Source organism: Halomonas campaniensis, from assembly GCF_002211105.1.
Taxonomy (GTDB): Bacteria; Pseudomonadota; Gammaproteobacteria; order Pseudomonadales; family Halomonadaceae; genus Vreelandella; species Vreelandella campaniensis_A.
On record NZ_JPUA01000034.1, the window covers coordinates 95,515 to 109,490 of the forward strand.

General features: G+C 57.3%; 14 protein-coding genes. 1 reads left to right on the plus strand and 13 read right to left on the minus strand.

Translation table 11 applies throughout. From position 1 onward, the window contains the following. The first annotated feature begins 12 nt into the window (after nt 1–12). On the plus strand, nt 13–1,053 hold the full coding sequence (locus JI62_RS12945) for a GGDEF domain-containing protein (RefSeq protein ID WP_240513237.1): 1,041 nt from the start codon (nt 13–15) through the stop codon (nt 1,051–1,053). A gap of 85 nt (nt 1,054–1,138) precedes the next feature. Here JI62_RS12945 and der read toward each other — a convergent pair whose 3' ends face one another. From der to cysE, 13 genes are all read right to left on the minus strand, one after another. Beyond that, on the minus strand, nt 1,139–2,542 hold the full coding sequence (gene der, locus JI62_RS12950; protein WP_088700559.1) for a ribosome biogenesis GTPase Der: 1,404 nt from the start codon (nt 2,540–2,542) through the stop codon (nt 1,139–1,141). Beyond that, nucleotides 2,539–3,708, minus strand: coding sequence for an outer membrane protein assembly factor BamB (gene bamB, locus JI62_RS12955; protein WP_088700560.1), 1,170 nt, complete (start codon nt 3,706–3,708; stop codon nt 2,539–2,541). The genes der and bamB overlap by 4 nt, the downstream gene beginning before the upstream one ends. Next, nucleotides 3,705–4,361 carry a YfgM family protein gene (locus JI62_RS12960; protein ID WP_088700561.1) on the minus strand — a complete coding sequence of 219 codons (657 nt, stop codon included), beginning with the start codon at nt 4,359–4,361 and terminating at the stop codon, nt 3,705–3,707. The genes bamB and JI62_RS12960 overlap by 4 nt, the downstream gene beginning before the upstream one ends. 106 nt (nt 4,362–4,467) lie before the next feature. After that, nucleotides 4,468–5,769 (minus strand): histidine--tRNA ligase, encoded by a 1,302-nt coding sequence (gene hisS, locus JI62_RS12965; protein WP_088700562.1) that lies wholly within the window; start codon nt 5,767–5,769, stop codon nt 4,468–4,470. Between the two features lie 61 nt (nt 5,770–5,830). Beyond that, nucleotides 5,831–6,946, minus strand: a complete 1,116-nt coding sequence (gene ispG / locus JI62_RS12970; RefSeq protein WP_088700563.1) for a flavodoxin-dependent (E)-4-hydroxy-3-methylbut-2-enyl-diphosphate synthase — start codon at nt 6,944–6,946, stop codon at nt 5,831–5,833. A gap of 8 nt (nt 6,947–6,954) precedes the next feature. Continuing rightward, a complete protein-coding gene (locus JI62_RS12975; RefSeq protein ID WP_088700564.1) occupies nt 6,955–8,013 on the minus strand; it encodes a RodZ domain-containing protein in 1,059 nt (352 codons plus the stop codon). A 47-nt stretch (nt 8,014–8,060) separates the two neighbouring features. Next, nucleotides 8,061–8,795, minus strand: a complete 735-nt coding sequence (pilW, locus tag JI62_RS12980) for a type IV pilus biogenesis/stability protein PilW (protein ID WP_088700565.1) — start codon at nt 8,793–8,795, stop codon at nt 8,061–8,063. A gap of 136 nt (nt 8,796–8,931) precedes the next feature. Then, nucleotides 8,932–10,131, minus strand: a complete 1,200-nt coding sequence (gene rlmN / locus JI62_RS12985; RefSeq protein ID WP_088700566.1) for a 23S rRNA (adenine(2503)-C(2))-methyltransferase RlmN — start codon at nt 10,129–10,131, stop codon at nt 8,932–8,934. Nucleotides 10,132–10,220: 89 nt separating this feature from the next. After that, nucleotides 10,221–10,646: a nucleoside-diphosphate kinase gene (ndk, locus tag JI62_RS12990; RefSeq protein WP_088700567.1), complete on the minus strand. Its 426-nt coding sequence runs from the start codon at nt 10,644–10,646 to the stop codon at nt 10,221–10,223. Between the two features lie 221 nt (nt 10,647–10,867). Beyond that, a complete protein-coding gene (locus JI62_RS12995) occupies nt 10,868–11,194 on the minus strand; it encodes a HesB/IscA family protein (protein WP_088700568.1) in 327 nt (108 codons plus the stop codon). 25 nt (nt 11,195–11,219) lie between these two features. Next, the gene (locus JI62_RS13000) at nt 11,220–12,398 is read right to left on the minus strand and encodes an aminotransferase class V-fold PLP-dependent enzyme (RefSeq protein ID WP_088700569.1); all 1,179 of its coding nucleotides are present in this window, start codon (nt 12,396–12,398) and stop codon (nt 11,220–11,222) included. A 52-nt stretch (nt 12,399–12,450) separates the two neighbouring features. Continuing rightward, nucleotides 12,451–12,918, minus strand: coding sequence for a Fe-S cluster assembly transcriptional regulator IscR (gene iscR / locus JI62_RS13005; protein ID WP_022520074.1), 468 nt, complete (start codon nt 12,916–12,918; stop codon nt 12,451–12,453). Between the two features lie 78 nt (nt 12,919–12,996). Then, the gene (gene cysE, locus JI62_RS13010; RefSeq protein ID WP_088700570.1) at nt 12,997–13,860 is read right to left on the minus strand and encodes a serine O-acetyltransferase; all 864 of its coding nucleotides are present in this window, start codon (nt 13,858–13,860) and stop codon (nt 12,997–12,999) included. Between the last annotated feature and the right edge of the window lie 116 nt (nt 13,861–13,976).

A 13,976-nucleotide genomic window follows, 5' to 3' on the forward strand; every position in this document is an offset into this window, starting at 1 on the left:
ATAGAAATGATCATGAGTCCACGAAGCCCAGAGCTATTGCGTCATAGCGCTGGTCGCTTAGTTGGTATCCTTTCCCTCAGGGACGAGCTTTTACCGCTTGAGAGAGGTAATGCCATGGGGCATTTAACCCAGGAACAGTACGGGCTTTATAAAACCCTTCTAGAGTCGACCAAGGCGATCCCATGGAAGTTAAATTGGATCACGAAAGAGTTTGAGTACATCGGCCCCCAAATTGAGACGCTGCTAGGTTGGCAACAGGATAGTTGGAAAACCGCTCAGGATTGGATCGATCGCATACATTTGGACGAGCGCCAAGCGACTGCTAATTTATGTATTTCGCAGTCTGATTGCGGTATTGATCATGAGGCGGATTATCGTGCTCTGACTGCCAGTGGTGGATATGTGTGGGTACGAGATGTAGTACATATTATTCGTGAAAACGGCGTCACGACCGCGCTGGTTGGCTTTATATTCGATATTTCAGAGCGCAAAAAAATGGAAGATGTGTTGCTTCGTCTGAATAAGCAGCTTGAAGCACTCTCTTTTCACGATAGCCTCACTGGAATTGCTAATCGACGCATGTATGACGAGTCAATTCGCGTCGCTTGGGCGCAGGCCCAGCAGTACCGAACTCCGCTGTCGCTAGCTATTTTTGATGTCGACCATTTCAAAAACTATAACGATGAATACGGGCATGCCGCAGGGGATGACTGCTTATGTAAAGTGGCTGAGGCCCTCAATAGCTGTGCTGCCATGCGCTCGACCGACTTGCTCGCTCGCTATGGCGGTGAGGAGTTTGTGTTGATTATGCCAACCACGAGGGGGGAAGAAGCAGTTGAGATTGCAGAAACATGCCGAAGGTTGGTCGCCAATCAGAGAATTCCACATCCAAAGTCGGAGGTGGCGGACATAGTGACTGTCAGTATCGGGATTAACACTATTGTGCCTTCTGAAAACGATACGCTCGCGGCCTTTTTTGAAACCGCTGATCAGAAGTTATACCAAGCAAAGCGTAAAGGGCGTAATCGCCTCGAATTCGTGGATGCTTCATAGGTGGAAAGCTCCACCGGCTGATTCGTCACCATTAAAAACGCCTGCTGGTAAAAGCAGGCGTGATCAAGTACCTCTTCAGATCATCTCAGCGACGGCTTTTGCGCGCCTCTTTGGTGCGGTTAAGCTCGCGCTTTTTGGCTTTCTCTTTGTCGCTGGCGCCTGCCATGTCGTCGAACGGGTTGTTGCCCGAGCGGAACTCAAAGCGAATCGGCGTGCCGCGTACTTTCAATACCTTACGGAAGGTATTGGTCAGGTAGCGGCGGTAGGCTTCGGGTAGCGACTCGGTTTGATTGCCGTGGACGACGATAATCGGCGGGTTGCTGCCACCCTGGTGAGCCATCCGCAGTTTAATGCGTCGACCGTGCACCATCGGCGGTGGGTTTTGGCTTACCGCATCCTGTAGCAGGGTAGTGAGGCGGTTGGTCGACCAGTGGGCGTTAGCGGCATCAAAGGCACGATCGATCGAAGGGTAGAGATCACCCACCGCCGTGCCGTGCAGGGCCGAGATAAAGTGCAGTTCGGCATAATCCGCAAAGCCCAGGCGGCGTTTCACCTCGGTGCGCATTTTATCCTTGGCCTCGGTCTCTAGCCCGTCCCACTTATTGACTGCCAGCACCAGTGCGCGACCGGTGGTCAACACATAGTCGAGTAGATGCAAATCCTGCTCCACCAGACCGCTGGAGCCATCCAGTACCATGATCACCACATGGGACTCTTTGATCGCATCCAGGGTCTTGATGATAGAGAATTTCTCGGCGATTTCGCGCACGTTCTTGCGCCGCCGAATACCCGCGGTGTCAATCAGTACATAGGGCTTGCCGCGGCGCTCGAAGGGAATCTCAATGGCATCGCGGGTAGTGCCTGCTTCATCAAACACGACGACCCGGTCTTCACCGAGGAGGCGATTGACCAGGGTCGATTTGCCCACGTTGGGGCGACCAATGACACCGATGCGAACGCCTTTGCTGCCGGTGTCCGCGGGAATGCTGGCGTCGCGCTCGGGAAACGGTTCGAGTACCACATCAATCAAGGTGGAAACATTGCGCCCGTGAGCGGCCGCAATCGGCCAAGGATCACCTAGGCCGAGCGACCAGAAGTCGCCCATGGCCGAATGCTCTTCCAGCCCATCGGTTTTATTCACCACCAGCCAGGTTTTTTTCTGGTTAACCCGCAGGTGGTTGGCAATTGCCTGGTCAGCGGCGATAAGGCCAGCGCGGGCGTCGACCATAAACAGCACAATATCGGCTTCATCAATGGCGGCGAGGGACTGCTCCGCCATGGCGGCGTCGATACCCTCTTCGTCACCGCTGATACCGCCAGTGTCGATCACCGTATAGACCTTATCGCCCAGCATGCCATTGCCGTACTTACGGTCGCGGGTGAGGCCAGGAAAGTCGGCCACCAGTGCATCACGCGAGCGCGTTAGGCGGTTAAACAGCGTCGATTTGCCCACATTGGGGCGACCGACTAAAGCAATGACGGGTGTCATGGAGTGACTTCCAGGGTTTCCAGGCGACCATTGTTGGCCTGGACATGAATGGTGCTGCCTTCAGTGACCGGGCGTACGCTGATGCCCGAGCTGTGCACGCGAGTGCGACCCACGATATTGCCTTCGCGAGCGTCGATCAGGTGAAGATAACCTTCAAAATCGCCGACAACGAGGCGCCCATCAGCAAAGGCGGGCGCTGTCAGCCAACGATCTTCTAAATCATCATTGCGCCAAATTTCGCGGCCGCTGTTAGCGTCGAGGGCAACAATTTGGCTGTCATCGGTGACCACAAACAGAAAGTCGCCGACCAAAATCGGGGTGTGGCGGCTGGAGAGATCCGCTTCCCAAAGCACGTCACCTTGAGTTGCTTCAAGGGCCACAACACGGCCATTGTAGCTGGTCACGAATAGGCGCCCATCGGGGCTGATAATCGGCTGACCGGAAAGATCCACCAGGCGCTCTACTTCGCTACGTCCGCGCGGGGTAGCAATCTGCATTTCCCACAGCGGCTGGCCGCTGCGGTTATCCAGTGTTGCCAGGCGGCCATTGGCTAGGCCAACAAAGCTGACCGGATCAATGACCATCGGCGTACCGGTGCCGCGCAGGGTGAGTGAGGGCTGCGAACTGGTGTATACCCAACGCTCTTCGCCGCTGGCGCGATCCAAGGCAGTCACTCGGCCATCAACACTTTGTACCACCAGCAATTGCTGATTGGCCTGGGGCGCGGCAAGCACTTCGCTGGATACCCGCGAGCGCCAGTTTTCGCTGCCGTCACGTTGATTCAGAGAGATAACTTCGCCGTTACCGGTGGCCAGATAAACCTGACCGGCAATCGCCGTTAATGCGCTGGAAATAGTGGTATCAAGGTCGATTTCCCACTCGACATTGCCGTTATTGGCGTTCATCGCCATCACCACTCCTTCGACATCTGCCGCGAACACGGTGTCGCCTTCACGGGAAGGCGCGATGGGGTAGCGGGCATGGCCCAGGCCATCGCCCACATTGCGCCGCCACTGCGTCTCTAACGAGGAGGTTTCATCGAAACTGCGCAGCTCTTTAGGCGTATAGGCAGGCTCGCCTTTACTCGCGCAACCAGCCAGCAGTGCCAGCGTCAGCGCGCCCAAGCTTGCGCGTACTAGCTGTTTCGTTGGGATACCAAAAGTCATTGTGTCGCCTCCTCAGCGCCGAGATCATCAAGCTTGAACTGCACGCCGTAAAGCGGCTGGTCTTGAGTTTGTGCCAGTTCCAGAGCGGTTTCCCATGCATCGCGGGCCGCCGGAGTGTCGCCTTGGGCAGCGAATGCATCGCCGCGCACGTTGGCGCGTTGTGCCGCTAGCGCGTCACTTATTGGCTTGTCTAACAGTGCCAGTGCCTGGGTCGGGTTGCCGTCAGCGAGCTCGACACGGGCCAGACGCAGCCACGCAAGGCTTTGCACATAGCGGCGCGAGGAGTTGGCAGCGCTTTCCAGTGCGGTTCGTGCGCCCTCCAAGTTGCCTTGCTGAACCGCCAAGCGTGCGTCGAGCAGCAGGGCGAGTTCGGCGTAGAGCGTATCGCCATGCTCGTCGGTCAGTTCGCTGACCATTTCCCGCGCGCTTGCCAACTGCTCTTCGTCAAGCTCGTTGCCAGCGGTCATATTAACCAGCTGTTGATAGCGCATGGAGGCCGCTTCGGCCTGGCCTTGCTGATAGTTCTGCCAGGCATTCCAGCCGAATACCCCAGCCGCCGCCAGGACAGCGCCTGCGATCAACGACATGCCGTTCTCTTTCCACCAGCGCTTAACGGCGTCTAGCTGCTCTTCTTCGCTTCTCAGCTCCACCACGGGCGGGCTCCTATTTCTAGATGTTCACATGCGAAATGTTCATATGTGCAAACAGTCGTGTTCGAGCAGGCTAGCCGCCTGCCAGGCTTATGCGCGCGGCCTGGACTTACGCGTCACTGGTTAGTAGTTCGCGCAGCGTGTGGCCCAATGCTGCTTGGGAGACGCTTTGCTGTTCGCGGTCGTCGCGCAGAAATTTGACGGTGGCTGACTGCTGGTTGATTTCATCTTCGCCGAGCAGGATAGCTATTGAGGCACTACTCTTATCGGCTTTTTTAATTCGGCTTTTAAAACTGCCGCCGCCGCAATGAAGCTGCAGTCGCAGTTCAGGCAGCTCGCCACGCAGTTGCTCCGCCAGGGTGATGGCGGCCGTGGTGGCGCTATCATCCATGGGCAGCAAGTAGACATCGCAGCCGCCCAGGGCGCCCTCAGGAATCAGCTCAAGGGTGTCGAGCAGCAGAATCAGCCGCTCAATGCCCATGGCAAAGCCCACTGCCGGGGTCGGCTTGCCGCCCAGCTGTTCGACCAGACCATCGTAACGCCCGCCAGCGCAGACGGTGCCCTGGCTGCCCAGTGCCGTCGTGGTCCACTCGAAGACGGTGCGGCAGTAGTAGTCGAGCCCACGCACCAGGCGCGGATTGATCACATAACGTATCCCCGCCGCTTCGAGCATCTTGGTGAGCTGCTCGAAGTGTTCCCGGGATTCGTCATCCAGATGATCCATCAGCTGTGGCGCGGCGTCGAGCATCTCCGCCATGGCCGGATTTTTGGAGTCAAGAATACGCAGCGGATTACTGGTCAAGCGGCGCTTGGAGTCTTCATCGAGGATGTCTAGGTGCTGCTCGAAGTAGGCCACCAGCGTATCCCGATAAGCTGCCCGTGCCTCAGATGAACCCAGCGAGTTAAGCTCCAGAGTGACATGTTCCATCAGCCCCAGTTCTTGCCACAGGCGCGCCGAAAGCAGAATCACCTCGGCGTCGATATCCGGGCCATCAAAACCGAAGGTCTCAACGCCAATCTGGTGGAACTGGCGGTAGCGGCCTTTTTGCGGGCGCTCATAGCGGAACATCGGCCCCTGATACCATAACCGCTGGGTCTGGTTATACAGCAGGCCGTGCTCCATGGCCGCACGCACGCAGCTGGCGGTGCCCTCGGGGCGCAGGGTCAAACTCTCGCTGTTGCGATCGTCGAAGGTGTACATCTCTTTTTCGACGATATCGGTGACTTCACCGATAGAGCGTGCAAATAGCGCAGTTTGCTCAACGATAGGCGTGCGAATTTCATTAAAGCCATAACGCAGCATCAACTGGCGTACTTTGGCTTCAAAAAATTGCCAGCGTGGGCTATCGCTGGGCAGTAGGTCGTTCATTCCACGAATGGCTTGAATCTTTTTAACGGCGGACTTGCTCAAAGAAAACTCCTTATTCTGCCATCAGGCGTGGCTCACCCAGGCTGGCAGCCAGCCCCAGCGGTTAAACGCTGCGGGCAATCATAGCGTCTTGCTGCTGCTGTTTTTCGCGCACTTTTTCGCGAATCAGCTGCTCCAGGTCATCTACCAAGTGGTCGTTGCGCAGCTTGCTGGCGGGCTTGCCGTCGATATACACCAGGTTGGCGGGGCTACCGCCGGTCAGGCCGATATCGGTCTCTTTGGCTTCGCCGGGGCCGTTGACCACACAGCCGATCACCGAGACGTTGAGCGGCGTCATCACGTCTTCCAAACGCTCTTCGAGCTGGTTCATGGTGCTGATAACGTCAAAGTTCTGCCGTGAGCAGCTGGGGCAGGCGATAAAGTTAATACCTTTAGAGCGCAGCTTGAGGCTGCGCAGCATATCAAAGCCGACCTTGATCTCTTCCACTGGGTCGGCCGCCAACGAGACACGGATCGTGTCGCCGATGCCGTCCATCAGGAGCATGCCCAGGCCAATCGATGACTTGACCGTGCCCGAACGCAGTCCACCCGCTTCGGTAATGCCTAAGTGCAGCGGTTGTTCGATGCGTGCGGCAAGGTCGCGATAGGCGGCCACGGCCATAAACACATCCGAGGCTTTGACGCTGACTTTGAAGTCAGGGAAATCCAGGCGATCCAGGTAATCAATATGGCGCATGGCGGACTCCACCAGCGCTGCTGGCGTGGGCTCGCCATACTTCTTCTGTAGGTCTTTTTCCAACGATCCTGCGTTGACGCCGATCCGGATCGGAATGCCATGGTTGCGGGCGGCGCTAACTACCGCGCGTACCCGGTCTTCACGGCCGATGTTGCCTGGGTTGATGCGTAGGCAGTCAACGCCGAGTTCGGCGACCCGTAGGGCAATTTTGTAATCAAAATGGATATCGGCAACGAGCGGTACATTGACCAGCTTTTTAATCTGACCAAAGGTTTCGGCGGCGTCCATATCGGGTACTGAAACGCGCACGATATCCGCACCGGCTTTTTCCAACTGCTGGATCTGGGCCACGGTCGCGGCGACATCCAGGGTGTTGGTATTGGTCATGCTTTGAACGGCAATGGGGGCATCACCGCCCACCGCGACGTTTCCGACCTGAATCTGGCGGGAATGGCGGCGTTTTATCGGAGAAGGGGCGTGCATAAGACGGGTCACTCTCCCAAGGTAAATCGGGCAACGTTGTTGGCGCCTGCGCGGGCGGGGAGGTCGACTTCCTCGCCTTGATAGCGCAGTTCGACGCCGGTGGCATTACCCACGGTTAAACGAAACGGGGGCTCGCCCTCGACGGTCGTCGAGGTGCCGGGCGTTTGTAGGCCAACGAAGACGCGCTGGTTGGTGGCATCAAAAATTTCCGTCCATGACTGCTCGTTAAACGTCAGCTCAAGGACATTGGCATTGGCGGTTTGCTCGGCGGCAGCGGTTTGCTCACTCTCGGCGCTGTCCTGCTCGGTAGCGCTCTGCTCACCTTCACGCTGGCCAGTGCTGCTCTGCTCATCGCTTTCGTCGTCAGCGCCGCTGTCGCTATCCAGAATGGACTCGTCCAGCCCTGCAATAGTGTCAGCGTCATCCTGCGCACTGGGAGCTTGATCTTGCTCAGCCGTTGATGAAGGCGTGGCGTTGGTGGCATTACTGGGCAGCGTCGCGCTTTCGTCGCCACTGGTGAAGCTTGAACCGTCGCTCTCTTCTGTTTCAGCTGCTTCACTGGCTGGTTCTGCTGGTGCAGTAGAGGTCTCTTCCGGGGTAGTGGAGCCAAAGCCCGGCGGCTCGTTACCCCCCCGGCTTTGCCACCACATCACGGTGACGGCAATAAGCCCCACAATGACCAGCAGAGTCACCAGCTTAAACAGCCAAGCGCCAATGCGGGAGGGCGGCCTGGCAGTGGAGACCGGGGTGACTTTGCGTTCGGTGTCGGTGCCGCCGCTACGGGCTTGATAAGCCTCAAGCACCAGCCGGTCATCCATGCCCAGGTATTTGGCATAAGAGCGCAGGTAGCCGCGGCGATAAGTAGCGACAGGAATCTCTTGGTAGTCATCCTGCTCAAGCCCTGCCACCACGGCGGGGCGCAAGTTGAGCGCCCGGGCCGCGTCGGTGAGCGGAATGCCCAACTGCTCGCGCTGGCGTGCAAGTAGTTCGCCAGGAGAGGCGCTATTGGGTGTAACGTGAGTGCTTGGGCTATCAATAACGTTTTCTTGTGACTGTGTATCGCTCATGGCTGAGCATCCTTCATTAAATAAGCGGTGATCAGGGCGTCTATCAGTCAGTCGTTGCCAAGCAGGCGCTGGTATTCGGCGGCGACGCTATGCTCGCCGCGTGAATGAGCGATATCAACCGCCATTCTTAGCGCTGCTTGGTCGGGCTCGGCAAGCTGTAAATAGGTTTGCAGCGGTGCCCAGGCCTGAGAGTAATTGCCCTGCGAATATTCGAGTTCAGCTAACATTAAATAGCCGCGTGAGTTACGCGGATCAATACTTTGCGCGCGCTCCAACCGAGCACGCGCTTTGTCATATTCTTCCAGCGCCAGGTAGCACTGCCCCAGGTTAGTAAACAGCTGGGCACGGTTGGCGTACTGGGCATCCTGTGATGCGGTTTCTAACTGCTCACAGGCGGCATTGAACTGGCCCTGGCCGTACAAGAATGCGGCATAGTTATTACGGGCGCGGGTGAAGTCAGGTTCGGCATTCACCGCCTGTTGAAAATAGTCGTTGGCAAGGTCGCTTTCGCCCTGACGCTGGTAAACCAGGGCCAGTGCCTGCAGTGCTTCGGCATGGCGTGGGGCAATTTCAAGCGCCCGATCCAGTGCGTTGAGTGCGCGGGGAAGATTGTCACGCTCCAGATAGGCAACGCCTAGCTGGGTATAAGCGTCTGCCGCCGCGGGATTGGTTTGCGCTGTATGGTTGTTGGACGAGGCACAGCCGGCCAGCCACAAGCTACCGATCAGTACGGTGAGCATGGGCACCCGTGATGGGTGTTGGCGCCTGCAGTGAGCGATCATGTAAATCCTCGTGTGGTGAACGTCCAACAGCTCGTAAGGCAATACATACAACAGTGCTCATCTAAATAAAAACCGTGACCATCAAAGCGCCGTGCCAGGCGGAAGTCAAGACAAGGCCGGTTTTCTACCCTTTACCCTAGTCCGCATCAAGCTGTACTGACTGGATATAGCGTGCGCTGCGTTTGGTGCGGTCTTTCACGCGACCAACTAGCTGACCACAAGCGGCATCAATATCTTCCCCTCGGGTCGTTCTTACCGTGGCGTTGTAGCCTAAATCATATAACCACTGCTGGAAGCGCATCACCTGGTTGCGCGACGGTTTTTCGTAACCAGAATTGGGAAACGGGTTAAACGGGATCAAATTGATCTTGCACGGCAGCTCTTTAAGCAGTGCGGCAAGCTGCTCGGCGTGCTCCTGCTGATCATTGACGTCCTTGATCAGCGTGTACTCAATGGTGACCTGACGGTTATCCGGGCACTTGGAAAGGTAGCGGTGGCAAGCATCCAACAGCGCGCGAATATTGTACTTACGGTTGATGGGCACCAGCTCATTGCGCAATTCGTCAGTCGACGCATGCAGTGAAATCGCCAGACTAACGTCCATTTCGTCGCCAAGCTTGTCGATCATCGGCACCACGCCAGAGGTCGACAGCGTCACACGGCGTTTGGATAAGCCGTAGCCGTTGTCATCGAGCATCAGCTTCATGGCGGGCACAACGTTATCGAAGTTGAGCAGCGGTTCGCCCATGCCCATCATTACCACGTTGGTCACCGGACGGTTCGCCGTATCCCGCCGCGGGCCAACGCTGCGCTGGGCGACCCATACCTGGCCGATAATTTCAGCAGCGGTTAAGTTGCGCTGAAAGCCCTGCTTGCCGGTGGAGCAGAAGCTGCAGTCCAGCGAGCAACCGACCTGGGAGGAAACGCATAGCGTGCGGCGCTTGCCGTTCTCCGCCGGGATCAGCACCGTTTCTACATAGCTGCCATCCTCCACTTCCAACACCCACTTACGGGTGCCATCGCTGGAGGTGCCTTCATAGACAACCCCAGGGCCACGTATCTCTGCCAGCCTGGCCAGTTTTTCACGCAGCGCTTTGGAGAGATTCGTCATGGCAGCAAAGTCATCGCTGCCTTCCTGGTGAATCCACTTCATCAGCTGCGCAGCACGGAACTTCTTTTCGCCAATCGACAGAAAGAAGGCTTCCATCTGCTCGCGGGACATGCCAAGCAGGTTTTGACGCTCAGGGGGCGCTTTTGCAGCAGGCGTGCTGGCGGCATCTGAGCTATTGGCATCAGTCGGTGGGGCGGGCGTATGTTGGGCTACAGTGGTGGTCATGGCGGTCAGCGTTATAGAAAGGGGCGGGGGACTAGCCCCCGCAAAATGGCCGGCAACGAAAGTTGATTCGGCGGCGCTACCTTAAAGGCTTAGCGCGGGCAGATTTCGTCGTTGCCAAAGAAGTAGCTAATTTCGCGCTCAGCGCTTTCCGGAGAATCAGAACCATGGACAGCATTGGCGTCGATTGTTTCCGCGAAATCGGCGCGAATAGTGCCGGGTGCCGCTTCTTTCGGGTTAGTCGCGCCCATCAGGTCACGGTTTTTAGCGATGGCGCCTTCACCTTCAAGCACTTGCACAACTACCGGGCCAGAGGTCATGAAACCCACCAGGTCTTTAAAGAACGGACGCTCTTTGTGCTCCGCATAGAAGCCACCCGCCTTCTCTTCAGAGAGATGAACCATTTTGGCTGCGACGACTTTTAGGCCAGCTTTTTCAAAGCGGGCAATGATCTCGCCGATGGCATTTTTGGCAACGGCGTCAGGCTTGATAATAGAAAGAGTGCGTTCAGTAGCCATGTAAATGGTCTCCTTGAAAAAGGCTTAAGCAAAAAGTGCCGCCCTAGAAGGCCAGGGCGGCCCAGAAATGAGTCAGTTAATAGTGCTTCGGCAGCTAGCGTTTTTAAGCAGCAGTGCATTGAAAAAGCATGCTGGCGTAACCCAGCTACCGGAGCCTGTGTATCCAGGGGCGCGATTATAGCGCTTAAGCCCGGGGATGAATACCGGCGATGAAGTTGGCGTTAGACAGTAAAGCTTTCACCGCAGCCGCACTCATCTTTGACGTTGGGGTTATTGAAGCGGAAAAAGCGGTTCAACCCTTCGCTGACGTAATCCACTTCGCTGCCGTTGAGCATCTCCACCGCATCGGGGGCGACATAAACGCTGGCGCCATGGGCTTCAAAATGCACTTCGTCATCATTGACGGTGTCGGCAAAATCAAGCACATAGCTATAGCCAGAGCAGCCGCTTGGCTTGACCGAGACGCGTAGGCCAAGGCCTTGGCCGCGCTCGTCAAGCACGTGGCGAATCTGTTGTGCGGCAGCCGGGGTAATATTGAGTGTTGCCATGGGGCGTCCTCCTTAAAATAGTCAGCTAGTCAGCCGCTTGACGGGGCGGTGTACGTAAACCGCTCACCGCATGGCGTATGAGTGTTAGCGCATGGTCAATGTCGGCTTCAGTGGTAAAGCGTCCGAAGCTAAAACGCAGCGATGAGAGCGCCAGCGTGCGGGGCGTTCCGATGCCGAGCAGCACGTAGGATGGGTCGACGCTGGCCGAGTTGCACGCCGAACCGGTCGAAACCGCAACATCGCGCAGCGCCATTAGCAGCGACTCTCCATCCACGCCTTCAAACGCCAGGTTGAGAATATTGGGAACAGCATGGTCGAGAGGGGTATTGGCAAAAATGCCCTCGACGCCTTCCAGGCCGTCCAGAAAACGCTGTTGCAAGCGCGTAATATGGGCGTTGTCTGCGTCGTACTGCTGCTGCATCAGCGCAAAGGCTTCACCCATGCCGGCAATTTGGTGTGTCGGCAGGGTGCCTGAACGCATACCGCGTTCATGGCCACCGCCATGTATCAGCGCCTCAACGCGAATATCCGGGTGGCGTTTCACATACAGCGCCCCAACGCCTTTGGGGCCGTAGGTTTTATGGCCAGACAGCGACATCAGATCAATCTGCTGGGCGACCACGTCCAGGGGGATTCGGCCAACCGCCTGGGCGGCATCGGTATGAAACGCTGCGCCAAACTCATGGGCAACGGCCGATAGAGCGGCAATGTCGTTAATGCTGCCCAGCTCGTTGTTAACCGCCATTAGTGAGACCAGCGCGGTGTCGTCGCGCATCGCGGCGCGCAGCTGCTCGGGCTGAATACAGCCATCTCGCCCCGGCGTTAGCCAGGTGACCTCGAAGCCCTCTTGTTCCAGCGCATGGGCAGTATCCACCACCGCTTTGTGCTCAATGGTCGAGGTCACCAAGTGCAGGCCGCGCTCGCGGTTAGCGCGCATAAAGCCAATCAGCGCCAGGTTGTCTGCTTCGGTGGCGCCGCTGGTCCAGACGATCTCTCTCGGGTCGGCGCCAATGGCGTCGGCAACCTGGCGGCGCGCCTGCTCAATCACCTGTTCTGCCTGCCAGCCTAACATATGGCTGCGCGAAGCCGGGTTGGCAAATAGCTGGTCAACCGTCAGGTAGCGTTGCATCACCTCAACCACGCGGGCATCCGCCGGCGCGGTGGCGGCGTAGTCCAGGTAAATGGGCAGCGTGGGTGTGGTCATCGTTACGTTCCAGCGGTTGATCGTTTTGGGTAATCGGGTCTGTACTGTAGCGTCAGGGTGAAGAGGCGAGAATGCCTGCCTCAGCACGCTGTTTTTGTCGCGACGCAATACGTATGACATCAGGGCGGAGCATCAGTTGTGCCAGGGTCATATCGTCAAGGAAATGGCGTATCTGCACAGAGAGCTCGCACCACAAATGATGCGTCAGGCAAGTATCGCCCTGTTGGCAGTCGGAGAGTCCCTGGCAGCGGGTGGCATCAACGCTTTCATTCACCGCGTCAATCACCTTTGAAACGCTGATGGCATCCGCCGGCTGCGAAAGTAGATAGCCGCCGCCTGGGCCGCGCACGCTATTGACCAAACCTGCACGGCGCAGGCGAGCAAAAAGCTGCTCTAAATAGGAGAGCGATATCTCCTGGCGCTGGGAGATATCGCTTAAGCTGGTCGGGCCGTTGTGGGCATGCAAGGCTAAATCGAGCATGGCAGTAACGGCGTAACGGCCTTTGGTGGTCAAGCGCATGGCAAGCCCCTCGACGCTGTATGCTCAGCGCACTAACGGCAAATGTGCTGCCATTATGGGAAAACCTGAGTGCTTTGGTCAACCATTACGCGGCGGCAGCGTTTCTTGCTTACTGGCCGACGCGTCTGCCGAGTGCTTGCCAAGGCCAGCGCAGCCGGTATCGCCTTCGTCCAGGATGTCGGCAAAATCTTCGTCACGCAGCGCCGGTAGCTGGCCGTCGCGATAGTTGTCATCCAGCTTGCGCAGGGTCGAGCACATGCGCTCGATACGCTCATCCACGGCGTGCATATGATCCAGCATCGCCTGCATGGAGCGGGCCACGGGATCGGGCATATCCTGGCTGACGCCGTAGGCATCAAAGCCAAACTTCTGGCAGATCGCTTCGCGGCGTGCCGGATCTACATCCAGCGCCTCTTCTACATCGGGGTCGGCGCGTTTAACGATTTTACCGGGAATGCCCACCACCGTGGCGCCCGGCGGTACTTCCTTGGTGACCACGGCATTAGAGCCAATTTTCGCCCCAGCGCCGACCGTAAAGGGCCCCAGTATTTTGGCACCCGCGCCCACTATCACGCCATCGCCCAAGGTGGGATGACGCTTGCCTTTGTTCCAGCTGGTGCCGCCCAGGGTGACACCTTGATAAAGCGTAACGTTATCGCCCACTAACGCTGTTTCGCCAATCACCACGCCCATGCCGTGATCAATAAAAAACCGCCGACCAATTGTGGCGCCCGGGTGAATTTCAATGCCGGTGAGCCAGCGTGAAAATGTCGATAGCGTCCGTGCCAGCCACTTGAGGTTTTTTTTCCACAGCCAGTGGCCGCAGCGATGCAGCAATAGGGCGTGCAGGCCCGGGTAGTTGGTCAGCACCTCAAGAAAGTTACGTGCGGCCGGGTCGCGGTCAAATACGCTGTTGATGTCTTCACGTAGACGTTGAAACATGAGGTGTTCCTTGGCGTTAAAGGGCTGCGTCTGGCTATTGAACTATTAGAACGGATTCTTGAAATATCGCCGGTTCTTGGAATATCACCGGTTCTTGGAGTATCACCGGTTCTTGG